General features: G+C 67.5%; 20 protein-coding genes. 11 read left to right on the plus strand and 9 right to left on the minus strand.

Going from position 1 to position 24,190, the window contains the following annotated elements:
• Positions 1 to 173 precede the first annotated feature (173 nt).
• The gene (locus tag HUV06_RS05400; RefSeq protein WP_174300251.1) at positions 174 to 713 is read right to left on the minus strand and encodes a hypothetical protein; all 540 of its coding nucleotides are present in this window, start codon (positions 711 to 713) and stop codon (positions 174 to 176) included.
• 370 nt (positions 714 to 1,083) lie between these two features.
• Here HUV06_RS05400 and HUV06_RS05405 point away from each other — a divergent pair, with 370 nt between their 5' ends.
• Positions 1,084 to 2,409: a DUF5690 family protein gene (locus tag HUV06_RS05405; RefSeq protein WP_217433646.1), complete on the plus strand. Its 1,326-nt coding sequence runs from the start codon at positions 1,084 to 1,086 to the stop codon at positions 2,407 to 2,409.
• On the opposite strand, the gene HUV06_RS16210 is transcribed toward HUV06_RS05405, so the two are convergent.
• Complete coding sequence (locus HUV06_RS16210; RefSeq protein WP_174300252.1) at positions 2,406 to 4,418, minus strand: tetratricopeptide repeat-containing sulfotransferase family protein; 2,013 nt, start codon at positions 4,416 to 4,418, stop codon at positions 2,406 to 2,408. The two genes, HUV06_RS05405 and HUV06_RS16210, sit on opposite strands and share 4 nt — an antisense overlap.
• Positions 4,419 to 4,481: 63 nt before the next feature.
• Positions 4,482 to 7,274, minus strand: a complete 2,793-nt coding sequence (locus HUV06_RS05415) for a TonB-dependent receptor (RefSeq protein WP_217433647.1) — start codon at positions 7,272 to 7,274, stop codon at positions 4,482 to 4,484.
• A gap of 257 nt (positions 7,275 to 7,531) precedes the next feature.
• Between HUV06_RS05415 and HUV06_RS05420 the strand changes: the two genes are divergently transcribed.
• Positions 7,532 to 8,083, plus strand: coding sequence for an HD domain-containing protein (locus tag HUV06_RS05420; RefSeq protein WP_174300253.1), 552 nt, complete (start codon positions 7,532 to 7,534; stop codon positions 8,081 to 8,083).
• A gap of 355 nt (positions 8,084 to 8,438) precedes the next feature.
• The gene (locus HUV06_RS05425) at positions 8,439 to 9,380 is read left to right on the plus strand and encodes a Gfo/Idh/MocA family protein (protein WP_174300254.1); all 942 of its coding nucleotides are present in this window, start codon (positions 8,439 to 8,441) and stop codon (positions 9,378 to 9,380) included.
• Between the two features lie 499 nt (positions 9,381 to 9,879).
• On the opposite strand, the gene HUV06_RS05430 is transcribed toward HUV06_RS05425, so the two are convergent.
• Positions 9,880 to 10,149 carry a GCG_CRPN prefix-to-repeats domain-containing protein gene (locus tag HUV06_RS05430; protein WP_174300255.1) on the minus strand — a complete coding sequence of 90 codons (270 nt, stop codon included), beginning with the start codon at positions 10,147 to 10,149 and terminating at the stop codon, positions 9,880 to 9,882.
• Positions 10,150 to 10,278: 129 nt separating this feature from the next.
• On the opposite strand from HUV06_RS05430, the gene HUV06_RS16605 reads away from it, so the two are divergent.
• Both HUV06_RS16605 and HUV06_RS05435 read left to right on the plus strand, forming a co-directional pair.
• Complete coding sequence (locus HUV06_RS16605; RefSeq protein ID WP_371810994.1) at positions 10,279 to 10,407, plus strand: BBE domain-containing protein; 129 nt, start codon at positions 10,279 to 10,281, stop codon at positions 10,405 to 10,407.
• A gap of 474 nt (positions 10,408 to 10,881) precedes the next feature.
• The gene (locus HUV06_RS05435) at positions 10,882 to 12,051 is read left to right on the plus strand and encodes a response regulator (RefSeq protein ID WP_254600889.1); all 1,170 of its coding nucleotides are present in this window, start codon (positions 10,882 to 10,884) and stop codon (positions 12,049 to 12,051) included.
• Positions 12,052 to 12,232: 181 nt separating this feature from the next.
• Here HUV06_RS05435 and HUV06_RS05440 read toward each other — a convergent pair whose 3' ends face one another.
• On the minus strand, positions 12,233 to 13,381 hold the full coding sequence (locus HUV06_RS05440; RefSeq protein ID WP_371810996.1) for a S1/P1 nuclease: 1,149 nt from the start codon (positions 13,379 to 13,381) through the stop codon (positions 12,233 to 12,235).
• On the opposite strand from HUV06_RS05440, the gene HUV06_RS05445 reads away from it, so the two are divergent.
• The 3 genes from HUV06_RS05445 to HUV06_RS05455 all read left to right on the plus strand — a co-directional run bounded on the left by HUV06_RS05445 (position 13,355) and on the right by HUV06_RS05455 (position 16,180).
• Entirely contained in the window at positions 13,355 to 14,347 is a 993-nt protein-coding gene (locus HUV06_RS05445) for an amidohydrolase family protein (protein WP_174300258.1), read from the plus strand. The genes HUV06_RS05440 and HUV06_RS05445 overlap by 27 nt on opposite strands.
• A gap of 60 nt (positions 14,348 to 14,407) precedes the next feature.
• On the plus strand, positions 14,408 to 15,568 hold the full coding sequence (locus HUV06_RS05450) for an aminotransferase (protein WP_217433651.1): 1,161 nt from the start codon (positions 14,408 to 14,410) through the stop codon (positions 15,566 to 15,568).
• Between the two features lie 141 nt (positions 15,569 to 15,709).
• Entirely contained in the window at positions 15,710 to 16,180 is a 471-nt protein-coding gene (locus HUV06_RS05455) for a hypothetical protein (protein WP_217433648.1), read from the plus strand.
• Positions 16,181 to 16,183: 3 nt separating this feature from the next.
• Here HUV06_RS05455 and HUV06_RS05460 read toward each other — a convergent pair whose 3' ends face one another.
• Both HUV06_RS05460 and HUV06_RS05465 read right to left on the minus strand, forming a co-directional pair.
• Positions 16,184 to 16,867, minus strand: a complete 684-nt coding sequence (locus tag HUV06_RS05460; protein WP_305793635.1) for a VC0807 family protein — start codon at positions 16,865 to 16,867, stop codon at positions 16,184 to 16,186.
• A 14-nt stretch (positions 16,868 to 16,881) separates the two neighbouring features.
• The gene (locus tag HUV06_RS05465; RefSeq protein ID WP_254600890.1) at positions 16,882 to 18,318 is read right to left on the minus strand and encodes a carotenoid oxygenase family protein; all 1,437 of its coding nucleotides are present in this window, start codon (positions 18,316 to 18,318) and stop codon (positions 16,882 to 16,884) included.
• A 56-nt stretch (positions 18,319 to 18,374) separates the two neighbouring features.
• Between HUV06_RS05465 and HUV06_RS05470 the strand changes: the two genes are divergently transcribed.
• The gene (locus tag HUV06_RS05470; protein ID WP_174300261.1) at positions 18,375 to 18,935 is read left to right on the plus strand and encodes a TetR/AcrR family transcriptional regulator; all 561 of its coding nucleotides are present in this window, start codon (positions 18,375 to 18,377) and stop codon (positions 18,933 to 18,935) included.
• 104 nt (positions 18,936 to 19,039) lie between these two features.
• On the opposite strand, the gene HUV06_RS05475 is transcribed toward HUV06_RS05470, so the two are convergent.
• Positions 19,040 to 19,309, minus strand: a complete 270-nt coding sequence (locus HUV06_RS05475; protein ID WP_174300262.1) for a hypothetical protein — start codon at positions 19,307 to 19,309, stop codon at positions 19,040 to 19,042.
• A 764-nt stretch (positions 19,310 to 20,073) separates the two neighbouring features.
• Between HUV06_RS05475 and HUV06_RS05480 the strand changes: the two genes are divergently transcribed.
• Both HUV06_RS05480 and HUV06_RS05485 read left to right on the plus strand, forming a co-directional pair.
• A complete protein-coding gene (locus tag HUV06_RS05480) occupies positions 20,074 to 20,934 on the plus strand; it encodes a hypothetical protein (protein ID WP_174300263.1) in 861 nt (286 codons plus the stop codon).
• Positions 20,935 to 20,968: 34 nt separating this feature from the next.
• A complete protein-coding gene (locus HUV06_RS05485) occupies positions 20,969 to 22,582 on the plus strand; it encodes a ShlB/FhaC/HecB family hemolysin secretion/activation protein (protein WP_174300264.1) in 1,614 nt (537 codons plus the stop codon).
• 28 nt (positions 22,583 to 22,610) lie between these two features.
• Here HUV06_RS05485 and HUV06_RS05490 read toward each other — a convergent pair whose 3' ends face one another.
• A complete protein-coding gene (locus HUV06_RS05490; protein WP_174300265.1) occupies positions 22,611 to 24,038 on the minus strand; it encodes a Do family serine endopeptidase in 1,428 nt (475 codons plus the stop codon).
• Positions 24,039 to 24,190 lie beyond the last annotated feature (152 nt).

Consider the following 24,190-nt stretch of genomic DNA (forward strand, 5'->3'; position numbering starts at 1 on the left):
CCCGGCCTCCGGTCACGTCTCCCTACAGGCCAGACGAGACCGCAGGAAAGCATTGGGGCTGGAAGGATGGGACGCATCGCGCAGCATCCAGATGCCGAGGAGGTCGCCGGGGCCAGCGTGCGGCCCGAGCCTTCCGCACCTTGGCCGGGCGACCCGTTCACACGGCGTGCGAGCTACGGAAGTTCCACGATCTGGGTAGCGAACGGAACGCCCACGTCGCCATGGCCGGCTGAGAACGTCACGCCCGCCAAAGGCGGCGCCGTCTTGTAGGAGGGCACGCGCAACATGAAGCCGACCGTGTCTCCCGGCCTCAGGGCGCGAACGAGCGTAGCGACGCCCGCCGGTGTCGTAGGCGTCTTCACGATTGGGAATCCCCTATCGTCCCCCTGGACAAACATGCAGCAGGTGCGGATCGGCGGGCCCTCGGAGCCTGACGCGTGCGAGGCGTTGCCGGCGTTGGTGATGGTGAGCCCGCGCAAGGCATGGATCGTGAAGCCGCAGATCGCTTCATTAGAGTGCTTGGCGTAACAGCCCTCAGACCTCGCCTCGTACCCGTCTCCCGCCTTGAAGGTAGTGGTGCTCGTGACAGGACCGAAGCTGCGATAGGTCAGGTTGAAAGTGTGAGGGCTTCCTGTCTGGGCTGCCGCATGGCTGGGACAAGAAGCCACTGAGAGACCAGCAACGACGCCGAGATCGCTCCACCACTTCCGCATATCGGTGCTCCTGGCTGAAGGCGCGACAGGTGCGCCGCCCCCACAGTCATAGGCCTTAAGCGCCAGCTCGACAGGCCGGGATCGTCAGCTCGCGCAAGGTTTATTCACCTCGGCCGACCAAAGGGGGGTCTCGAAGTTTGAATCAAGGCCGCCTTTGGAGGTGGGCTTTGGCGCTGGGCAACCTTTCCGTTCAGCCGATGCTCCCATCGTTCGAAGGTCTGAAGCGGATCGAGCGTCGAATTCAAGCTGTCCAACAGAGATCGCCTGTGCGAAACCTTCCAATTTACGGTCTCTGTCATTCCTCCGTTACATAAGACTCCTAACTGGCAAGCCAGTCTGTTTAGTACGGGTTGGCCTGGGAGGGGGCGCGGTGGCAGGAAGGCTTGCACGGGGTCTGGAGAAGGCCAATCCTCTTGTCTTTACTCTGGTCGCGGGGCTGGCAGGGTTCTCCGCCTACTTCTGCATGTACGCCTTCAGGAGGCCGTTCGCGGCTGCGACCTTCGGCGCGGTGCGGGGCTGGCCCTTCGCATTGGACTACAAGATCGCGTTGGTGATCGCCCAGGCGGCCGGCTACGCCGTCTCCAAGCTGATCGGCGTGAAGGTGATCGCCGAGATCCGCCCGGCCCGGCGCGCCGTGGCGATCCTGGGACTGATCGGGACGGCATGGCTGGCGCTGGTCGCCTTCGCCGTAACGCCTGCGCCCTGGAACGTGGCGGCGCTCTTTTTCAACGGCCTGCCGCTCGGCATGATCTGGGGCCTGGTGTTCGGCTACATGGAGGGCCGGCGGGTCTCGGAGGTGTTGGGTGCGGTGCTGTGCGCCAGCTTCATCCTTTCCTCCGGCGTGGTGAAGTCGGTGGGCGCCTGGATGATGCAGGTGGTGCACGTCACGCCGTTCTGGATGCCGGCGGCCACGGGCGCGCTGTTCTTCCCCCTGCTGTTCGCCTCGGTCTGGGTGCTGGGCCAACTGCCGGCGCCGAGCGCGCGCGATGAGGCGGAGCGCGTCAGACGCGCGCCGATGAGCGGCGAGGAGCGCGGGGCTTTCCTGCGGGCCTATGCGCCGGGCATCGTGCTGCTGGTCCTCGCCTATGTGCTGCTGACGGCGTTCCGCGACTTCCGCGACAACTTCGCCACCGAGATCTGGACGGCCCTGGGCTACGGCAAGGCGGCGGGCGTCTTCAGCGCCAGCGAACTGCCGGTTGCGGCCATATCGCTGGTGGCGCTCGGCGCGGTCATGGTCGTGCGCGACAACCGCCGGGCGCTGATGGTCATCCAGGGCATCGTGTTCGCAGGCTTCCTGCTGCTGGGCGGCGCGACCCTGGCCTTCCAGGCGCACCTTCTGTCGCCCCTGGCCTGGATGATCCTGTCCGGCGCCGGGCTCTACATGGGCTACACCCCGTTCAACGCCATGCTGTTCGACAGGCTGGTGGCCTTCAGCGGACGGGTGGCCAATGCGGGCTTCCTGATCTACGTGGCCGACGCGTCGGGCTATATTGGAAGCGTGACGCTGCTGCTCTGGCGCAACTTCGGCGGCGTGAGGTTGGATTGGCTGCAATTCTTCACGCTGAGCGCCTACGCCACCAGCTTGGCCGGCGCGGCCCTGACCGCCTTGGCGGCGCTCTACTTCCACAGCAAGGGCCGGGGTGAGGTGCGGGGCGCAGTCCGCCTCGGCGCCCCTGTGGCCGTCACCTCTCGCTAATCCTTGTAGCGCGTCACGGCGTCGCCCAGGGCCACTTCGAGCGGCCCCAGCCAGGGTGCGTAGGCCTTCCACTGGTCCAGCCCGTCGCGAAAGATGGGCTGGCGCACCTGTTCGGAGCTTGGCGTCCGCACGCTCCGCCGGGTCTTGTGGAAGTCGACGCAGGCGGGCTCGAACGGCAGGCCGCAGTGGTCGAGCATCCGCCTCACGCTGCCCTCCAGGTCGGAGACCACGTCTTCGTGGTGCACGCGCAGCACGCGTCCGGGCAGCACCTCGTCCCAGTGGCGCATCAGCTCCAGATAGGTGCGGTAGTAGCGCGAGATGTCCTCGATACTATAGGCGAACTCCTGCCCCTGGGCGAATAGCTGCTTCAGGTTGCTGAAACAGCACGACATCGGATCGCGCCGGGCGTCGATGAGGGTGGCGTTGGGAAGCATCAGGTGGATCAGGCCGATGTGGCGGAAGTTGTTGGGCATCTTGTCGATGAAGATCGGCTGGCCCGAGCGATAGACCCGCGTATCGGCGAGGTACTTGTCGCCCAGGCGTCTAAGGGCGTCCTCCGTCAAGTCGGCCAGCACCGCGGGATATCGCGGGTCTTCCAGATCGAGGTCGCGGCCCTGCAGCTCCAGCACGATCCTCTGGATGTCGGCCAGCTCCTGGGTTCCTTCCACCTGGGAGTGGGAGGCCAGGATCTGTTCGAGCAGGGTGGAGCCCGAGCGCGGCAGGCCCAGGATGAAGATCGGATCGCGATCCGGCGCGCCCCAGCCGGCCCGGCGCGCAAAGAACTCACGCGTGCAGACCTCGATCTGCTTTCTCGTATTGGTCTCGATGATCTCTGGCCGGTAGCGGCTCTCCGACCGCTTCAAGGCGTTGCCCTGGGCGTAATAGCGCCAGGACTCCGTTGTTTCGGCGCGATCCTCCAAGGCTTTGCCGAGGGCAAAGCAAAGGTGATAACGGTCGGCCAGCGCGGTCGCGGGCGCGGCCTCCCCGGCCCGCATCCGCGCGATCTCCTCGTCGTTGAACCGGTAGGACTTCAGGTTGGCGAGGCTCCAGTAGGCGTCGCCGAAGTCTGGCCGCGCCGCCGCCGCCGCCCGGTAGGCGTCCACGGCCTCCGACGTCCGCCCCACGGTTTTCAACGCGTGCGCCAGCCACAGGTGCACATCCGGGTCGTCCGGCCGGTCGGCCAGCATCCCCCTGTAGAGCGCGATGGCCGCGTCCTGCTCAGCCAGACCCACGGCCGTGGTGGCGGCCAGGGAGCGGTAGTCCAGGTTGGCGGGCTCAAGCTCCAGCAGGCGGGTGATCTGCGTCCGAGCCTCGACGTACTTGTGCCGCTGCACCAGCGTCTGGGCATAGTCGTGACGCGCCGCCTGGTAGTCGGGTGCGAGCTCAAGTACCGCGGCCAGCAGCACCTCAGCATCGTCCAGCACATCGCGCGCCATGCCGATGCGGGCGAGCAGCCGCATCGCCTCCAATTGGTCGCCGTGCGCCAGCAGGTAGGCGCGCACCACCTGCTCGGCCGGGCCGAGATCGCCGTCGTGGAACAGGGCGGTCGCGGCGACCACCTCGCCCGGCAGGCGCTTCAGCGTGGCCACATGCTCGGCGGCGGTGGCTGCGTTCTGCGCATCGCCGGTCAGGCGATACAGCCCCTCCAGCATGCTCCAGGCGGCCGGCAGGGCCGGGTTAAGGTTCACGGCCATCAGCAGCGCCTCGAGCGCCGCCGGCGCGTCCTTCAGCGCCACCCGGCACAGGCCGCGCTCCTGGTGCAGGCGACTGAAGCGGGGCTGAAGCTGCTCCAGCCGGTCCAGCGTCGCCAGAGCCTCGGGCAGGCGCAGCAGGTGGCGCTGGCTCACCGCGGCGACCAGCAGCAGGTCGCGGTTCTCCGGCAGGGCCTCAAGCCGCGCCTGGGCCGCCTCCAGAGCCTCGCCGTGACGTCCAGCCTTCTGAAGCCCCCTCATGCGGGAGAGCTCCTGCTCCACGGACGGCGAAGGCTCCAGCACGGCGGGCAGGGTCATGGGATCCGGATCGGAGAGCGGGCCTCGCCGCTCGCCGCCCATCCTAGCCCAGTGGCATGCAGGTCAGAAGCTGGCCCCGATCGTCAGGCCGAAGGTCCGGGGCCGGATCGGCACCTCCGACTTGATGAACTGGGCCGAGGAGGTGAAGGTGCTGGCGTGGGAGTCCAGCAGGTTGTTGACGAACAGCTGGGCGTACCACTTGTCGCGCTTCACGCCCAAGGTCGCATCCTCGGTCACGTAGGCCGCCTGCAGGTAGCGCAGGTAGGTGGTGTTGGGCACCGTCACGCCCGTGCCGGAGAGATAGGTGGCCGGCTGGTTGTACATGCTGCCGGTGTAGCTGGCGCCGAGGATGCCGTAGCCGCTGTAGACGCCGAAGGTGTGGTCGTAGCGGGCGCGCAGGTTGCCCTGGAACGAGGGCGAGAAGGCCGGCGTGGTGCCGACTGCGCCGAAGGGGTTCTGGAACGGCTGGCCCTTCACCTCGGTGATGCACTGGTTGAAGCCGGGCGAGGTGGAGATGTTGTCCACCAGGCAAGGCGAGTTCGACTGGGTGTCGTGGTCGTAGGTGGCCGAGCCCTGGAGGCTCAGCTCCTCGGTCACCCGGGCGACGACCTGGGCCTCCACGCCCTTGATGTTGTAGTTCGGGCCGTTGACGCCGAAGGTCGTGTTGCCGAGCTGGGTGGGGTTGAAGAACAGGAACTGCACGTTGTCCCAGTCCATGTCGTAGGCGGACAGATTCAGCTGCAGGCGGCGGTCGAACAGTTCGGTCTTCAGGCCGATCTCGTTGTTGGTGAGCGAGTCGGGCGCGTAGCCGTTGGGCTTCTCGTACTGCGCGTTGCCGGCGGAATCCTTGGCCACGCCGCTGGTGGAGCGGTTGAACGCGCCCGGACGGAACCCTTGCGAGAAGGTATAGTAGACGAGCGTCCGCGGGGTGATGTCCCAGGTGATGTTCGCCCGGCTCTTGAAGCCGTGATAGCCGACCTTGTCGTGGGCGGCGTCGATGTTGACGATGCTGCCCACGCACTCGCCGTTGGGCACGTCCACGCAGCCTGAGCCCGTGCCGTACTGCGAGCCCGCCTCCGACTCCCGGTAGTTGAAGTAGCGGGTGCCGCCGGTGATGGTCAGCACGTGGGGAATGATGTCGATGTCGATGGAGCCGAAGGCGGCGGTCTGGTTATAGCCGCGCTGGGTGTCCTCGCCGAAGGCGGTGTTGTCGCCGCGGACGCCCGGCTGGTTGGCGGTGGAGCCCACCGCGGTGCGCACGTCGGCCAGGCAGATTGGTCCGCCGGCGTCCGCCACAGCCAGGTTGGCGGCATTGCAGGACGGGATGGTCTTGTAGTTGAAGTTCTGGACGTCGTAGATCTTGAAGTCTTCGTAGTAGACGCCGGCGATGCCGCGGATGCGCCAGTCGTCCGGCGTGCTGATCCGCGCCTCCTGGGTGAAGTGGGTGTTCTTCACCGTGTCCTGCCAGTAGCCCTGCGGGGAGTAACAGGTGATGGGCTGGCCCCTGCCTGCGCCCAGCAGGCTGCTGCTTGCGCCACCCCCTGAGCATTGATAATAGATGCCGCCGCCCGTGCGCGAGTAGTTGGTGTATTCCATCTGCTGGGAGATGTGACGGTCGAGATAGCCGCCGGTATAGATGGCGCGAAGCGGACCGATCTTGCCGTTCAGCGTCCAGGAGGTGTTTTCGAAGCGGTCCTTGTCGTAGGACGGCGTGAACGAGGTGACCTGCAGCGCCCCGAGCGGCTGGAAGTCGGACCCCGTGGGATATTCGGCGAACAGGCCCTCGGCGTCCAGGTCCTGGAAGCTCTGCTGGATCAGCACGTTCCAGTCCTGGTTTATGTCATAGAGCGCCGAGATGCGGCCGCCCTGGTAGGTGGTGGGGTTCTGATCCTTCTCGGCGATCGAGGAATTGTTGATCTGGGACTGGGGTGAACTGCCGAGCGTGCAGCCGTTGGCCGCGGTGCCCGGCAGCTTGTTCGGGCAGACGCCGTTCGTCGGCGCGATGCCGAAGTAGTAGTTGCCGATGTCGGTGTTGGAGCGGGTGAAGGTGCTCGGCACGTTGTCGATGTAGCCGCCGCGCCGCTCGTCATAGACCACCGCCCGGATGGCCAGCTTGTCCTCGATGATCGGCACGTTCAGCGTGGCGTTGACGCGGCTGTTCTCCGAACCGCCGCTGGTGCCGCCGAAACTGCCCTCCGCATTGGCCTCGTACTTGGTGAGATTGGGCTTGTTGGTGATGTAGCGCACCGCGCCCGCTTCGGCGCCGCCGCCGAAGAGCGTGCCCTGCGGCCCCTCCAGCACCTCCACCCGGTTCATGTCGACCACGTAGATATCGACGTTGCGCGAGGGGAACTGGAAGGACTGGTCGTCCAGATAGACCGCCACGTTGGGGAAGTTGCCGGCCGTGGCGCTGGACTGGTTGCCGGCAAAACCCGCGCTCAAGCCGCGGATGAAGATGTTGCCCTGGCCCGGACCGTTGTTACCGTAGGTGACGTTGGGCGTGTACTTCAGTAGATCGTCGAGCGTGGTGACGTTCAGCTGGTTCAGGGTCTGCCCGGTGAAGGCCTGGATGGTCAGCGGCACCTTCTCGATGCTCTCGTTGCGGCGCTGAGCGGTCACAACGATCTCGTCGACGGGGGCGGCTGCGGCGTCAGCCGCCCCTGCAGCCATGCCGCCTGCAGAAGTCACGGCGACCGAGGACGCGCCGGAGGCAGTGCTCACCGGGGCGGCCGCGCCCGCCTCTGCGGCGAAAGCGCCGCCACCTCCGCTCAGGATTGCGGCGACCGCACAGGAAAGGATGTACTTCGTATTCATGATCTCGCCCCCAAGCGCCAGCGATCCGGTTATCCGCGCCAAGGCAGACGCCTCGAAGCATAGAACAACCGTCCGTATGGAAACTAAATTGTACGACTTACCCCTGCCGCAACCCGGACTTAGACGAGCCGTGTGAAAGTCAGGTGACAACAGAGTTTCAGACAAATGACTGGACCGAATGCCGCAACTTGGGCCAACGAGCGTTGGCGCTTCGTCGTTTTGTTCGGTACCCTCAGGGGCGGGACGCCGCCCGACGCTGCGAGTTGGCGGCGGATGGGCCGGGCCCGGGAGCTGATTACGTGACCGACATCATCGATGAGATCTTCGAGTTGTTCGCGCGTTTCGGGAGCGACCGTTACGGAGAGGACCTCTCGCTGGAGAGCCACATGCTTCAGTCCGCGGCCCAGGCCGATTCGCTGAAGGCGCCACGTCATACGGTCGTGGCCGCTCTCCTTCACGACGTGGGTCATTTCCTCTCCCCCGAGGGCGAGCCGGCGACCGGCCGAGGGCGGGAGCTGGACCATGAGGCCATCGGCGCGGCGTGGCTTTCGCGCGGGTTCGGCGAGGAGGTCACCGCACCGATCGCGCTGCACGTGAACGCCAAGCGGTATCTCTGCGCCGTCGAGCCCGGCTATTTCGACGGGCTGAGCCAGGCATCGCGCCTCAGCCTGGTCGTCCAGGGCGGCGTGATGACCCGGGCCGAAACGGCGACCTTCGCCGAGGAGCCTGCGTTCGTGGCCGCCCTGATGCTGCGCCGCTGCGACGATACCGGGAAGGACTCCTCGGGACTGACACGCAGCCTCGCAGACTACCGAGACCTGATGGAGACCTGCCTGCGCTCCGCCGCCTGACCCTGCAGGTGGTCGCCCGGCCGGCTAGGACAGCGGCTTGCCGTCGGCGCTTGGAAACGGCACATCGGGCAGCCTGGCCGGGGTGGGAGCGATCTCGCGCATATCGACCTCATGGAGCGATCCATGGGCGCTCACCGCCGCGCCGTTGTTGCGTCCCGATCCCCAGCAAACGCCCGTGAGGCGAAGACAGCCATGGGCCGCCAGATCATCCGCCGGTTCGATGCCGCCGGCATTGGCATAGCCTCGCCACCTACGACATAGTCGGCTCCCCCACCGTCTCGGGGTGCAAGGCGCACCTCCGAACACCCCCTGCCATCTGGGCGAAGGCCCAGGCCGAAGCCCTCCTGGAGACACCATGGCAAAGTACAAGATCGCGATCATCGGCTTCGGCAAGATCGCCCAGGACCAGCACGCCCCAGCCATCCAAGCCTCACCCAATTTTGAGCTGGTGGCCATCTCCAACGGCGCTGGCTCGCCCCCACCCGCCGGGCTGCCGTCCTTCCAGACCTATCCCGAGATGCTCCAGAAGGTCGCCGACCTGGATGCGGTGGCGATCTGCACGCCGCCAGGACCCCGCCGTGTCATCGCCGCCGACTGCCTGGTCGCCGGCAAGAACGTGCTCCTTGAGAAGCCTCCGGCAGGGTCGGTGGCTGAGGTCACCGACATCGCGCACCGGGCCCAGGCGGCCAAGAAGGTCGCCTTCGCCACCTACCACGCCCAGCACAACGCCGCGGTGAAGAAGGCGGCAGACGCGCTCTCCGGCAAGCAGGTCAAGACGCTCGCTGTCACCTGGAAAGAGGACGTCCGTCACTGGCACCCGGGCCAGGACTGGATCCTGCAGGCCGGCGGCTTCGGCATCTTCGACCCCGGCATCAACGCCCTGTCGATCCTGACCCGCATCGCGCCCGAGCCGATCTTCATCGACGGCGCCGAGCTGTTCTTCCCGGCCAACCGTGAGGCGCCCATCGCCGCCAACCTGAAGTTCAGCACCGGGCTGCGGCCCGACGAGCAGCTGGTGGGCGCCCTGGACTGGCGCCAGACGGGGGAACAAACCTGGGAGATCGACATCGAAACCACCGACGGGCTGAAGCTGAAACTCAGCAAGGGCGGCGCCCACCTGGAGATCAACGGCCAGCCGCCCTTCGATGGCCCGCCCGACGAATACCTCGACATCTACCGGGAGTTCGCCACCCTGTTGGACACCTCTCAGTCCAAGGTGGAAGCTTCGCCTTACCAGCTCGTCGCCGACGCCTTCATGCTGGGTAAGCGGACCCAGGTGGAGGCCTTCGACTGGTGAGCCGCGGGGAGTTCTCGCGAGATCGCCTACGACAGGCTGGTCTTCGCCTTCGGTCCGCAGGTGAACGACTTCGGCGGCCCCGGCGTCGTCGAGCACTGCCATCTGCAAGGCCGTCCAGTCTTAACGCGTCCGGCGTGACCTTAACGGCCCATTCGCCTTCAACGTCTAGCGCTCCTCGCCGTGCGGAGTTCAAAGATGACGACCGACTGCGATGAGCTACATACGCGCGCCGAGATGCTCCACCTCCAAGCCGACCTCGGCCTCCAAAGGGCCGAGACGCAGGGACCGCGCTGGCCCAGCTTCAGTGACCAGATCGGAATAGCGCTACGCTGCGAAGGCATGGCCTTGCAGGTCAAGGCGGAGATCGAAGAGGAGTGCTGACCGGCGCCGCGGCCGTCAGGTCGGGGGCGGACCCAACCACGTCGGCATTGGCCTTCAGCGCCTTGTCGGCCTCAGGAAGGAGTGGGGAGCGGGCCCGTACCGCTCCCCGCCGATAAGGTTAGTAGTAGCGCCAGCCGCGACCTCCCCAGCCTCGATGCCAGTAGTAGCGACCGCCGTACCAGTAGCCGCGGCCGGGGTAGAAGACGCCTATAGCAGGCCCGGGGCCATAGACTGGACCATATAAAGGACGAGGTCCGTACGGGCCGTTCGGGCGACAGACCCCTCCCCAACCCCGGTGTCCGTAGGGGCCGCATCCCCCTGCGGCGTGCGCCAGCGGCGCGACCGCCAGAGTCGCCGCCGCCATTCCCAGGAGTAGCGCTTTTCTCATCCTGACCTCTCGTTGCTATGATCGCCCCCCCTTTCAGGAGCGGAGGCCAGTTTAACAGGCAACTATATGAACCGAAGCTGACATCCTGCTGCGGTTGCGCCGCCCAAGTGTCGGTGTGCGGGAAAAGCGGTGCGGGGCGACCATCACCCGAGACTTGAGCGCATCAAGCAGCGCTACGACCCAGACGGGCTGTTGACCGTGCACCATGGCGTGGGCGCAGAGCGCTGGAGCGTGGGCGGCTTCAACCGATCGGTCTGACTCCGGCCTAGGGCGGACCTGGTCAAGATGTGGACACGTGTTGCGTCGAGGTCCTCATCATCAACCTCCTGCGCGGCTGTCGCCTCAGCAATCATGTCTTGAGCAGAGGAGTGAATGACTCGAGCACGGCCACCGTACGTGCTCGAGCGCCTCCGTGTTCATGGTTGCTTATGTCTCGGAGGCCTAAGCGAGCGTATGGGCCCGGATCGTCCCCCAAACGATGAAACGAAGCTGCGCGGCTGGGACGCCCTGCGCCGACCCATCTGGGTTTTCGACCCTCATCGGCTATGCGGCGTCTACGCCAACGCGGCGGCCCTGAAACTCTGGGGCGCTGCAAGCCTGGCGGAACTGCTCGCTCGCGATTTTTCCAGGCTGTCCCCCGCGGTTCGCGCCCGAACCTCGCGGCTGGCCCAAGCGACCAGCGGCGGCGCGGAGATCGTCGAACGCTGGACCTTCTATCCCAACGGCAAGCCGGTGACCGTCCAGGCGACCATCTCGACCTACTGGCTGGGCGAAGAGCGCCCTGTCCTGCTGTTCGAGGCCTCGCCCCTGGAGATCGAGGCGGAGGAACGACGTGCGGTGGAGGCGCTCAGGCACACCTCCACGCTAATCACCTTGCTCGATCCGGATGGCCGGGTCCTGTTCTCCAATCCGGCCGCTTTTGCGGCGTATGGATCGGCGGCTCAGGATTTCGAAGGCCGCTTCGCCAATCCCGTTCAAGCCCGAACCATGCTTGCCCGTGTCCTGGCTGGCGATCCGACGGCTGAGATCGGCGGGATGCTCACCGCCGCCGGGCCGCGCTGGCATCACCTGGACGCCCGCGAGGTGCTGGACCCTGTGACCGGCGCGGCCGGAGTGCTTCTGAACGAACTCGACGTGACCGAACGGATCGAGGCTGAGACGGCGAAGGCGGCGGCGGAACAGAAGGCCGCCATGGCCCAGGCCCGGCAGCGCTTCCTCACCGACATGTCGCACGAGCTGAGGACCCCTCTGAACGCAGTGATCGGCTTCTCCGACCTGCTTAGGCAAAGCGGATTGTCGCCCGAACAGGAGGAACAGGCTCAGCGCATCCATGACTCTGGCAAGGTGCTGATTTCCGTCGTCAACGAGATGATCCATCTCAGCGAGACGCAGGGATGGACCGGCCACAGAGACGCCGGCCCGCCGACCATCACCAAGCCGACCCGCGACACGGCAGGCGGGGCGGAGATCACCGTCGAAGGCGACGACTATCCCGCCCTCCGGGTGCTCTATGTGGATGACAACGCGCACAATCGCGCTCTCGTCACCGCCATACTCGCCACGCAGGGCATCGCGTGCGCGACGGCGGAAGACGGAGATGACGGCTTGGACTTGGCGCGCGGCGGATGTTGGGATTTGATCCTGATGGATATTCAGATGCCACGCATGGATGGGGTGAAGTCCACCCGTGCGATCCGCGCCCTACCGGCGCCTGCCGGGCTGGTGCCAATCCTAGCGGTCACCGCCAACACCTTGCCCAATCAGCTTGCGTCATACTCTGAAGCCGGGATGAACGACTGCATTTCAAAGCCGATCGAGGTTGCATCACTTCTCGAGCGGGTCGCACACTGGAGCGAGTGGATGCTGGAACATGAAGGACACCTTCTCTACAAGGCAAGCTGAGCTGCAGTGTCGGTTCCGAGCCCGTCCTGCATCTCCCTGAGCTCGATGCGTCGCTAAAGGCCAAGATCCTTCGAAGCGGACGGCGACAGACGCGCCAAAGGCGTCCAGGTCGGCTTGGCGAGGCGAGGTCGAGCCGCTTTCAGCTCTGCGCCTGGATCGGGGCGAGGCGCTTGCAGACGGCTCAGCGGAGCCCGACCAGGACGGCGGCGATATGGGACCCCGCATCCGCCAGCCGGCGCTCCGCCACGGCCTGGACGCCGTCCACATAGCCTGCGGGCGGCGCGGTGGCCGTGGCCTCGCTTGTGCCGAACACCACGCGGCCGTCCTCGTAAGCGATGTCACGGGCCAGGACGCGGCTCTCGTCCACCCATCTGACGAAGGCCTTGTGGACGTCCCCCGGAACCGGAGAGAGCGGGTCAGGGTGCTCGGCCTCCAGGCGGGCGGCGAAGGTGTCAGGGTCGCGGCGATGGCCTTCCGCCGGATCAAGAGCTCCCGCAGAGTCCCAGAACCTGTGGAAGGTCTGGGGTTTCATGTCGGGCGAGGTGCGTATCCAGGCATTGACGCCCCCTGCGTCCGTGAACGGGAAGCGCCGGCTCATCCACATGCCTGCGTGAAGCGGCTGATGCATGTCGCCGACGATATGCAGCACCCAGCAGAGCGCCACGGCGCGGTCGGCGGCGGCTGCACCGCGATTGCGGGCGACCGCCAGCTGGTGGCTGAACGCGGCCGGCGCACGGCCAAACGCGGGGCGTATGACGAGGCCGGCGGCTGAAACCACCTTCTCGCTATAGTGCCAGGAGGGGTGATCGAAGGGTGTGAGTCGAACGTCGTCAGGCCAACGGGCCATGAACTCGAAGAGCTTCCGGTCACGGGCGGCGCCCGTAAGATCGCGGAGCTCGCCGTCGAAGCGGGCCCGGTCCGGATGGCTCATCATGATCTGGACGACGGCGGCCACAGCCTGGCGGTCGCGACGCTCCAAGGAGTCGTAGGCGATCGCCCCCGTGGCCATGTGTCCGGGCGCAAGCCACGCGCAGGCCGCTCCCGGCGATAGGAGAACGGCGGCGCACGCCGCCGTGACGAGGACGCGGCCTAGCCAAGAGGCTTGCCACCTAGGCGCCTTCGGAACGGTAAGCTCGATCATGGGCGGGATATGGGTCCGGCGCCCGTCGGCGCGAGGGCCGCTGTCGATCGGGCTCCACCGCGAGACATCGCCTGACCGCTCCGCATCTCCAGCCCGTGCATGCCGAAGGGAACCGGTCCGCGGCGGTGTTGGCTTAGAGGCCGCAATCTGCGCAGGACAGCCATGAAGATCATCGGGCTTGAGGAACATTTCGTCACCGCCGACGTGCTCGCGGCTTGGCGGACGCTCGATCCGCGCTTGCAGGACGTGGCGCTCCAGCACTCGGACGGCGGCGAAGTCGGGGCGCGACTCGCTGATCTGACCGACGCGCGGATCGCCGCGATGGACGAGACCGGCATGGACGTGCAGGTCCTGTCGCTGACCGCACCCGGTGTGCAGAGCCTGGAGCCGGACTTGGCGGTGGCGCTGCAGACCGCGTCCAACGACCTGCTCGCCGACACCATCCGGCGCCGGCCCGATCGCTTTCAGGGCTTCGCCACGCTCGCCACGCCGGAGCCGGCGGCCGCGGCTCGCGAGCTCGAACGCGCGGTGACGAAGCTTGGGCTGAACGGCGCCATGCTGTTCGGCCGCACCCGCGACCGCAATCTCGACCACCCCGACAACTGGCCGATCTTCGAGGCGGCCTCAGCGCTTCGGGCGCCGCTCTACATCCACCCGCAATCCCCGGCGCCGGCGGTGCGGGAAGCCATCTACGGCGGCCTGGGCGAGGCGATCGATCCCGCCTTGGCGACCTTTGGGCTGGGCTGGCATTACGAGACGGGCGTGCAGATCCTGCGCATGGTGCTCGCCGGCGTCTTCGACCGCTTTCCCGACCTCCAGCTCATCACCGGCCACTGGGGCGAGGTGGTGCTCTTCTACCTCGATCGCATCGACAACATGGCTGGCCCCGCCAAGCTCGCCCGGCCGGTGTCGGACTACTTCCGCCGGCACGTCTCGATCACGCCGAGCGGGCTGTGGAGCGAGCGCTACATGCGCTGGGCGCTCGAGGTGCTCGGGCCCGACCGGATTTTGTTTTCAGGCGACTATCCCTATCGCTTCACGCCCCAGGTCGAGGCTCGCCAGTTCCTCTTGGACGCAAACCTGACCGAACGGGACAGGGCGGCCGTCGCGAACGGGAACTGGGAGCGGCTGGTCGCCGACATCCGTCGCAGCTGAGCAGATGCCGCCGGCTCAGGCCATACATCGGGAAGGCAATCTCGCCTTCAGCGGGAAGACATCATGAACCCCCTGTTCGCCGAGCTGCCTACGACCGTCTTCGAGGAGATCTCGGCGCTCGCCCGACAGCATGGCGCGGTGAACCTCGGCCAGGGCTTCCCGGACGGGAACGGGCCGGAAGACGTTCGCGCGCAGGCAGCCGAAGCGCTGATGCATGGCTCCAACCAGTACCCGCCGATGCTGGGCGCGCCTGAGCTCCGTCGGGCGGTGGTTGAGCACTACGCCCGGTTCCAGGGGCTCGACCTCTCCTTGGAGGAGGTGCTGGTGACCTTCGGCGCGACCGAGGCGCTGGCCTGCGCGCTGTTCGCCCTTATCGCGCCCGGTGACGAGGTGGTGCTGATCCAGCCCATGTACGATGTCTACCTGCCGGTAGTGCGCCAAGCCGGCGGCATCCCCCGGTTCCTCCGCCTGGAGCCGCCGCACTGGCGGCTTGACGAGGCGGCGCTTGAAGCGGCGATCACCCCGGCCACCCGGGTGCTGGTGCTCAACAACCCGCTCAACCCGGCGGCCCGCGTGTTCGACATCGACGAGCTGGCGGCGGTGGCGCGTGTCTGCTTGCGCCATGACCTGATTGCGGTCTGCGACGAGGTCTGGGAGCACGTCGTCTTCGACGGCCGCCGACACCGCCCGCTGATGGCGTTGGAGGGCATGCGGGAGCGGACGGTCAAAATCGGGTCGGCGGGCAAGATCTTCTCCATGACCGGATGGAAGGTCGGGTTCGCTTGCGCCGCGCCGCCGCTCCAGCACGTCCTCGCCAAGGTCCACCAGGTGCTGGCCTTCACCGTGCCACCCAATCTTCAGGCCGGCGTGGCCTATGGGCTGGCCAAGACCGAGCACTACTTCGCCGAGGTTCGAGGCGGCTTCCAGCGCTCGAGGGACCGGCTGGCGGCGGCCCTGCGGCAGGAGGGCTACGCGGTGTTGCCCAGCGAGGGCGCCTACTTCCTCTGCGTCGACCTGCAGGCGTCCGGCGTGGCGGTTGATGACGCGACGTTCTGCCGGGCCGCCATCATGCAAGCGGGCGTCGCCGCCATTCCGGTCTCCGCCTTCTATGCCGAAGCGCCGGTTCGAAACGTCGTGCGCCTCTGCTTCGCCAAGCAGGACGCGACCCTGGACGAGGCCGCCCGGCGTCTTGGCGCAGCACGGCGCCTCTTCACCCCATAGCAGGCATGGCGCCGGCGACTTACGAGGCCCCACGCATAGGTGTGCGCGAGCACAGGCGAGCTGGATGACGGTGGTCCGCGCGACGCTGCGACCGCTGCTCCCGTCCAGCGTTGGGGATGAGGTATCCACGGAGGCCCAGCCATGTTTCGCCATAACCGGTTCCCTGCTCGCGTGTTTTCAGAGACCTTGGCGGCGACCGCCGCTTCGAGCGTCGCGCTGGCGCTTGCGGCGAGGCTTCAGGGCCGTGGCGCTCTGCAGCCCGTCAACGCCACCAGCCACTGGCTCAATGGCGAGACGGCCGCCGAGGAGATCGGCGCAGAATGGCGCACCACGGGTGTAGGCCTGCTGACCCACCTCGCGGCCACCGGCTTTTGGGCCGTGATCTACGACGTCTGGCTGAGGCGCGGCGACGGGACGAAGGCGGACGTGATCGGCAAGGCGGCGGTGATGGCGGGCGTCTCGGCCCTCGTCGACTATCGCGCCACCCCGAAGCGCTTCACACCCGGATGGGAGTTCGTGTTGACGCCCGCCGCTATGGGGTTGGTGTACCTGGCCCTGGGCGCTGGCCTGGCCGTCGGGGCGGCAGAGGCAGCGCGGCCGCAGCGCGTCTAGCGGCTAGTCCAGGTTGCGCGCCCGGCGCGACGCGCCGATGCGGCGCTGCCGCTTGCCGAACCAGACATTCCAGAGGCTGAGGCCGCCCATGGCCGCATAGCCCAGCACAGGCCCAACCATGAGATAGGTCCGGATCGGCAAGACGAACACCAATATGGCGGCGATCGCGGCCTCTCCGAGCAGCCCGAAGCCCCAGACGAGCGTCATCAGGGTCATGGTGCGTTCGAAGAAGCGACCCCCGCGCAAGGCCTCAAACTCCGCCAGCTCGGCGGCCGACTTGCGCGCCAGGCCTGCGCGCGCAAGCTGATAGATCAGCGGCCGCCCGATCGCGACGGAGCCCAGGAAGACGAGGCCGATCAACGCTGTGACCAGCTTCTCGCGCAGCTGCAGGAAGCGTACGCCTCCGCCGCCGAGGAAGGCCAGCAGCGAAAGCATTATGCCCGCCAGCACCAGCATGGACAGCGCATCGACCCGGCGGCGCCTGACGAACTCGACGAGGCTCCAGAGAAGCGGCGGGGCCGAGGAGGCGAGCAGCCCGCCCACCTCTCCGTATGTCGGCTTAGCCCAGTCGAAGATCACCACCGGCAGGACGAAGTTGACCAACGCCTCGCCGGCCAGTCTCAGGCCATGTCCCCGCAGGTAGGTCGCAGCCTGGTCGATCCGGCTCACCGCGCCCGCTTCTGTCATCTGCACGCCCGACATCATGCCGCCCTCCCGATCCAGTTGCCGTGGAAGCCCGGTGGCACGCGGTGGGGCAGGTGCACGCTGGCGACGGCCAGACCTGTGATGTCCTGGGCGTCTAGGATCATGAGATCGGTGGTCTCCGCCTTCGCGTCGATGACCAGCCCGATCAGCCAGCCTTCGCCCTCCGCGCTGTCCGGCGCGGCCGGAACGAAGACGAACTCGCCGGGATGGCGGCCCTCGCCAAAGCTGCGCACCTGCCGCGTGCCGGCCAGAAGGTCGTGGCGGTAGAGCGCCTTGGCCCGAAAGTCCGCCCCGCCCTCCGGCAGGGCGACGCTGTAGGCGTAGCGGTAGGGCCGGCCGAACCGGCGTTCGTCGCAGCGCGGAAACTCCTGAGGGCTGGGATCGAGCGTGCGGATTGAGACGCTTTGCGTCGCGGGGTCGGCCGTCCAGCGCTCCAGGCCGCGGGAACGGGCGTCCGGTCCTTCATGGCTTTCGTCGAACATGGTGTCGAAGGCGCAGACGTCGAGCGCCACCCGCCCATCCTCCATGTCGAAGGCGTTGGCCACGTGGAAGACGTAGGCGGGGTCCACATCGCACCAGATGATGTCCTCCGCCCTTCCCGCGCGCGGCAGCAGCCCCACCCGGGCCTGGTGCTGAGCATTCCACCGGTACGGGAAGCCGTGACCGGAGATCACCGTCTTCATGGAGAAGGTCACCGGCAAGTCCAGGATCACCACGTAGCGGGCCGTCAGGCCGCAGTCGTGGATGGACGGACCGTGGCGCACCGGGATCGGCGTCTCGCGCGTCACACGCCCCTGCCCGTCGAGCGCCACGTGCCGGATCATGGCCGGATCGCGCCCTTCGTAGCAGATGGCGTGCATCTCGCCGGTGAGCGGATCGCGGTGCGGATGGGCGGTGAAGGAGCCGGATAGGCCGCCGTCGAAGGGGTTGTAGGCCTGTTCCGACAGATCGTCGGACAGTTCCACCGGATAGCTGCCGGCCTCCACCAGGGCGAAGGTCCGTCCGGCCACGTCGACCACGTTGGTGTTCACCGTGTCGAAACCGCCGTGACGAGGCCCGGGCGCTGGCCGCTCGCCGAGCGCCGCCGCCACGGCCTCCGAACGGATCCACCGGTTGCGGTACCACAGTGCGCGACCGCCCTGCAGACGTAGACCATGGACCATACCGTCTCCGATGAACCAGTGGTAGGAGGCCGGATCGGGCGCGATGGGATTGGGTCCGATGCGCAGGTAGCGGCCGTCCAGCGCGGCGGGAATGGCGCCGCTGACCGGAAGGTCGGTGAGGGTCAGCTCCGTCTCCATGGGTCGGTGCACGCCCGAGAGGAAGGGGTGCGCCGCAGCCGGCTGGGGGAGCCGCTTGCGGTTGCGCGCCGCCAGGGCCTCCACGCCCTTGCCGACGGTGGATCGGATCAACGTCTCGACGGAGCTTGCCACGGCGGCCATCCTCATGTTTACAGCGTCATCATAGCGGGCATGATAACGCTGTCAACATGAAATCTGGCTACCACCACGGTGATCTGCGCTCCGCGCTGATCGAGACAGGCCTGAAGCTCCTGGCCGAGCGCACGGCCGACGACGTCTCGCTGCGCGAGATGGCGCGCGAGGTGGGCGTCAGCGCCACCGCGGTCTACCGGCACTTTCCGGACAAGGGGGCTCTGATGTCGGCCTTGGCTCAGGAGGGGCTCGCCCGGCTGGCTGTGGTCCAGCGGCAGGCCGCCGACGCGGCGGGAGGTGGCGCAGCGGGCTTTGCGGCCACCGGCCGGGCCTATGTGCGCTTCGCCATGACCAACCCGGCGTTGTTCCGGTTGATCTTCTCCTCACCCGCTCCGGTCGACCTCCTGCAGCGGGGCGCCAAGGAGAGCGCCGACGCCATTACCTTCCTGAAGGCCAACGCCGAAGCCCAACTCGGTCCATCCGCCGACGAACAGGCCGTCCAGGTCGGGGCGCTGCAGGCGTGGTCACAGGCTCATGGCTTGGCCATGCTGATGTTGGATGGCCAGATCCCCGCCCGCGATGAGCTCATCGATCTCGTTCTTGCCAAGCCGCAGTAGGCTCTCCGCGGGAGACCCTTGACCAGCCGCAAAACGTTCCTGCGATCCTCTGAGGAAGATGTGCGACCGGCCGACGCCGGCCGGGCGGTCCTCACCGGGACGGCTTAGAGGGGCGTTAAACGGGTGAACGCGGCCGCGTTGTTGGCCAAGTCGGGGTTCCCAGGCTCGGGATCGGTGTCGATCTGGATCGACTTGTCGTCCGCCTGGACGAACACCTGGGCGGGCGTCCCTGTGTCCTGGAGTTCACGGGCTCGCACCACTGCGTCGTGAGTCGCACGGTCGACGTGGCTGTACTCGCCTTCCGCCTTGTCGTCGCGGGTCAGCTTCCAGATCGACCCCTGGCGCTTGATGTCGAAACGGATTGGATCGGGCATGCGTCCTCCTGGATGGAAGAAGGATCGCCAGCCTGCTCCGTTCCCTCACCCGCCACGAGACCGCGAGCCGCCAGCCCGGGCAGCCGTTCGACATGGCCTGGCGTTCCTGAGCGCTTCAGAGAACGAGCAACCCGGCTCCCTTAAGAAAAGAAGGCATTCAGATACCTTCCCAAGGTCGAAGACTCACCGATCAGCTCCGCCAGGGATTTTCCATTAACATATCAGCAACATTAATTTACGTTGACGTTGATTCTTGCTTCCACTTAAGGAACAAAGTGGGTATTTGCAGGTTAAAACCTCGCTGCAAGAGGACTTATGACCGTAGGAATCCCTCGGGCGGCCGATAAACCAATAGCGGTTAGCCACTGTTGCTGCAGTGCAGCAATGCTGGCCACAGATCCGGTCGCCGACTTGGCTTTCGGCAACGTACCGCCGAACGCCGGCTTAACCTCGAAGTAAGGGACATCTCCGCCCGGGACTGCAACTGCAAACATGAAGAAAGATCAAGAACGCCATCAGTGATAGGGAGTAGACGACATGGGACAACTTTTCTGCCATGACTCCGACCTGACCTCCGCTCAGGTCAAGACCTTCAAGCTCAGCGTCTCGGCCGCATGCCGAAAGATGAGCGCCGACCAGATACTCGACATCGCCGATCAGCTTCACGACATCATCCGCAAGCGGAGCTCGCTTTGTCTTCCCGCTGAGGTCGGGACCTACGATGCTTGTGCTGGCGGCGCGTCCCGGGGACGGGAGCTTCCGCAATGACCAGGCTCCAGCCCGGCCGCATCTGCGCGGCTCTCCTCCTGGCGGGGTCGGTTCCGCTCACCGGCTGTGCGACAGGACACCAGTTCTCGATCGCCATGAGCAATCCTGGGAGCGCCCAGACGGTGCTCGTGTTGGGCGATACCGGCGACGGAACGGCCGTGGCTGCGGCGGGCGCCTCGTCGGCGACGTCGCTCGTCGCAGCGACATCGATCAGCACGCTCGGCCTGGCGGGCGCCGCCAGCGGGACAGCAGCGACGCGGTCACAAGCACCAGCCCCCGTCGCCCAGCCGCCGGCGGCGATCACCACTCCCGCCCCTCCGCCGCCGGCCACGATCACCGCGCCCGCAACGCCCGTCGCCCAGGCGGTTGCAGCACCGGCGGGAGTCGTCGCGCCGACCGCCTCGGTGGCGGTCTCGCCCACACCCACCCAGGTGAGCGTCGCAAGCCCTGCAGGGCAGGTGATCGTGGCAAGTTCCACCGTGCAGGCGGCAGCTCCCACGGTCGCCGTCATCGCCGCCTCGGGCAGCTTGCAAGCGGGCTTGACGGCGCCCGCCGCCTCCACGTCAGCCGGCCTGTCCACCGGCACGGGCGCCGCCACGCTGCAGGTTTCGACGCCGGTCGCCTCCACCAACGTGACCACCACGACCGCGAACGGCTTGCAGGTCGCGTTGAACTCGCCAGCCTCCACCCTGATCGCCGGCAAGGTCACCTCGAGCACCGCTTCGCTGCAGGCGGCCCTGACCGGCGTCAGCAGCGCCGTCACGCTGGCCGCGCCCTCCCCGGCCACTTCCACGCCCGTCGCCAGCGTGCTGAAGACGCTGACGAGCACGCTCACCAAGAAGCCGAAGCGCGGGTGAACCGATGCGCGTTCGCAGGCTCCTCCCCCTGTCCTTGTCCCTGACCCTCTGTGCAGGGGGGGGTGTCCTCGCCGCCCAGTCTCCCTCGGTCCTGGTCCCTTCCACTCGGGCCGACCAGCTGCCCGTCACCCCCGGCTACCGCCGCCAGGTTCTGGAGCCGACCCTGCGGCCCGCCGCGCTCGCCCCGTCCACACAGCCCTTCCGGCTGCTTGATGTGCAGGTGCAGGGCTCCAGCCTCTCCCCGGCCCTGCTACAGAGAGCCTACGGCCCGTGGCTCGGCCGTATGGTGGGCGAGACGGACCTGAAGGCGGTGGCCGACGCTGTGGCGGGCGTTTACGCCGCCCACTCGGACGTTGCGCTGTACGGCGTGCTCATCCCGGCACAATCCTTCCAGGACGGCCGGGCGCGGATCGAGGTCGCCGAGGGCTTCATCCAGGGCGTCCGGGTGACCGCACCCGCCGGCTCCAGGCGCAGCAACGCGCTGCTGAAGCACTACCTTGCCAGGCTGGTGGCCGAACACCCGCTGAGGCGGTCCAGCCTGGAACGCTACAGCGCCCTGATCCGTGACATCGCCGGCCTGGACGCGACGCTGGACTTCGCCCCGGGGACACGACCCGGCGGCCAGGTGCTGGTGGTCTCGACCCGGCCACGGACCGCGGAGCTCGGGTTCGGCGTGAACAATCGCGGCACCGCCTTCCTTGGCCGGACCCAGGTGGATGTGGACCTGGCGCTGCACAGCCTGCTGCGCCAGGGGGACGACACCCACCTGACCGTCGCCTTCCCCACCGACCTGGACCGCTTCCGCTATTACGGGCTCAGCCACGCCCAGCCCCTGGGCGCCAGCGGAGCCTCCGTGCTGGCGAGCGCCGGCTACCTGCAGACCCGGCCGAGCTTCGCAGACCTGCACGGCCACGCCTTGACGCTCGGCGTCTCCGCGACCGCTCCGGTCCTGAGACGCAACGCCCAGAGCGTGTATCTCACCGCAGGCCTCGACGGCGTGGACAGCGACAACGCCCTGCTGGGCCAGGAGATCTCAAACGACCGGATCCGCACCCTGAGGGTAGGCGCCAGCTACATCCGCCAGAACACCCGGGTGTTCCTGCTGCTGAACGGGTCCGCCAACTTCGGCCTGGATGGTCTGGGCGCCCACGTCCTCTCCCCGGAGATCAGCGATGTCCGCTTCAGCAAGTACACGGTGAAGATGAACGTCAACACGGCCCTGACGGACGACCTTGTGCTGCGCTTGGACGGCGCCGGCCAGTACACGACCGACCGGCTGCCTGGGTCAGAGCAGCTTGCGCTTGGCGGCGACGAGTTCGGCCGCGCCTACGAGGCGGCGATCATCGCGGGCGACCAAGGAGTCGCGGGATCTGCGGAGCTCGCCTGGAAGCTCGCCCGGATCGTCCCAGCGTCGCTTCGAGCCTCGGAGGTCTACGCCTTCGCCGATGGTGGCGAAACGCGACGGCTGACCCGGCCCGCGGCTCCAGAGGCCCTGCAACAGCTCGCCTCCCTCGGCGGCGGCGCGCGCATCGCCGTGACCGGCCGGGCCGTGGTCCAGATCGAGGCCGATCGAGGACTGCTGGACCCCATCGCCACAGAAGACCACGAGAGCTGGCGGGGAGTCTTCTCCATCCGATCGTCATTCTGAGCGGTGATGCGGACCCCGGCCCTCCGGGTCAGAACTGCGCGGTGATCTGCTGGTCGCCGCGCTGCAGGGTGACCCTCCATCCGCCGGGGTCGCCGCCGAGCGCCGCCGCAAGGTCGGCCGTGGTGTTCACCGTGGTCCCGTTCACGGCGCGCACGATGTCGCCAGCCTGGAAGCCGGCGCGCGCGGCGATCCCCTGCCCGCTCGACGTGACCAGCACGCCGTGCAGGAAGGGGTCGAGCCCATACTGGCCCGCCGTGGCCGGGGAGAGGTTCACCACCGTCGCTCCCTGCAGAGGCGAGCGGGCGGCCAGCACACGCTCGTCACGCGGCGGGTCGGCGGCGGGCGTGGCGACGGTCAGGCGTTCGGTGCGGGTGGCGCCGTGGCGCACGAACTGCACGCTCACCGCATCCCCGGGGCGGTGGGTGGAGACCAGGTAGTTGAGCGAGGCCTGGTCGTTCACCGCCTGGCCGTCGAGCATCAGGATCAGGTCGCCCACCTCAAGCCCGCCTCGCGAAGCCGGCGAGCCCGGATAGACGTCGGCCACCAGCACGCCCTCCGGCCGGTCGCGGCCGAGGCTCCGGGCCACCTCGGCGGTGACCGCGCTGGCCCGGACGCCCAGCCAGGGCCGCTGCGACGCGTGCGCCCCGCCGGCGGCGGACTCCACCACACGCCGCACCAGCGCCGCCGGGATGGCGAAGCCGACGCCGCTGGAGGAGCCCGAACGGCTGACGATGAAGGTGTTGATGCCGATGACGTTGCCGTCCATGTCCACCAGCGGGCCGCCGGAATTGCCCGGATTGATGGCGGCGTCGGTCTGCAGGTAGAAGCCGCTGTCGGTCGCCCCGACATCGGTCCGCGCCAGGCCCGAGATGATGCCGTTGGTCACCGTCTGACCGACGCCGAACGGGTCGCCGATGGCCAGCACGAGATCGCCAACCTGAACGTCGTTGCGGTTCTCGAGCGGCAGGACGGGGAGCTTTTCGGCCCCGACGTCGATCTTCAGCACCGCGATGTCGGACTGGGCGTCGGCGATGAGCACGCGGGCGGGGAACTCCCGCCGGTCGGCGAGCACCACGCGCAGCTGCTGGCCGCCCTCGATGACGTGATTGTTGGTCACCACGATCCCGTCCGCGCGCACGATGACGCCTGAGCCGAGCGAGCCCTCCACCCGGTCCCGCGGCACCGAGCCGCCTCCGAACAGGGCCCAGAACGGGTCCACCTGGGTGCGGACGGTGCGGGTGGAGTAGACGTTGACCACCGCCGGCGCCGCCTGCCGCACGATCGGCGCGAACGACATCTTCATGGTGGCGAAGTCCGAGGGCGGGCTGCGATTCGGCGCGGCCAGCGGCGCTTCGGGCAGGCTCGCGGCCGGCTGGGCGTCGCTGCGGGCGGATGGATCGGAGCAGGCGGCGAGCAGAGCCATCAGGGGTAGGTAGGCGAGGCGGTTCAGCGGCATGGCGTCTTTGCGTTGCGGAGGACCATGGGGTAGCGCACCCATAGGCCGGGCCATCCTGGCGCAACAATGGCGCCTCGCCCCCCAGGTTCCAAGCTCAGGCGGTCGCGACCGCGTCTGCGGCCGTTTCGCCGCTGCTGCGCGTGAGCAGGGCC

The organism is Caulobacter sp. S45 (genome assembly GCF_903642205.1).
GTDB lineage: Bacteria > Pseudomonadota > Alphaproteobacteria > Caulobacterales > Caulobacteraceae > CAHJWH01.

Bases quoted from the DNA above. Each gene is read 5' to 3' on its own strand.
- HUV06_RS05400 (WP_174300251.1), bottom strand. From the start codon at position 713: ATGCGGAAGTGGTGGAGCGATCTCGGCGTCGTTGCTGGTCTCTCAGTG.
- HUV06_RS16210 (WP_174300252.1), bottom strand. From the start codon at position 4,418: ATGACCCTGCCCGCCGTGCTGGAGCCTTCGCCGTCCGTGGAGCAGGAG.
- HUV06_RS05425 (WP_174300254.1), top strand. From the start codon at position 8,439: ATGGCAAAGTACAAGATCGCGATCATCGGCTTCGGCAAGATCGCCCAG.
- HUV06_RS05430 (WP_174300255.1), bottom strand. From the start codon at position 10,149: ATGAGAAAAGCGCTACTCCTGGGAATGGCGGCGGCGACTCTGGCGGTC.
- HUV06_RS05445 (WP_174300258.1), top strand. From the start codon at position 13,355: ATGAAGATCATCGGGCTTGAGGAACATTTCGTCACCGCCGACGTGCTC.
- HUV06_RS05440 (WP_371810996.1), bottom strand. From the start codon at position 13,381: ATGTTCCTCAAGCCCGATGATCTTCATGGCTGTCCTGCGCAGATTGCG.
- HUV06_RS05455 (WP_217433648.1), top strand. From the start codon at position 15,710: ATGTTTCGCCATAACCGGTTCCCTGCTCGCGTGTTTTCAGAGACCTTG.
- HUV06_RS05460 (WP_305793635.1), bottom strand. From the start codon at position 16,867: ATGACAGAAGCGGGCGCGGTGAGCCGGATCGACCAGGCTGCGACCTAC.
- HUV06_RS05470 (WP_174300261.1), top strand. From the start codon at position 18,375: ATGAAATCTGGCTACCACCACGGTGATCTGCGCTCCGCGCTGATCGAG.
- HUV06_RS05475 (WP_174300262.1), bottom strand. From the start codon at position 19,309: ATGCCCGATCCAATCCGTTTCGACATCAAGCGCCAGGGGTCGATCTGG.
- HUV06_RS05480 (WP_174300263.1), top strand. From the start codon at position 20,074: ATGACCAGGCTCCAGCCCGGCCGCATCTGCGCGGCTCTCCTCCTGGCG.
- HUV06_RS05490 (WP_174300265.1), bottom strand. From the start codon at position 24,038: ATGCCGCTGAACCGCCTCGCCTACCTACCCCTGATGGCTCTGCTCGCC.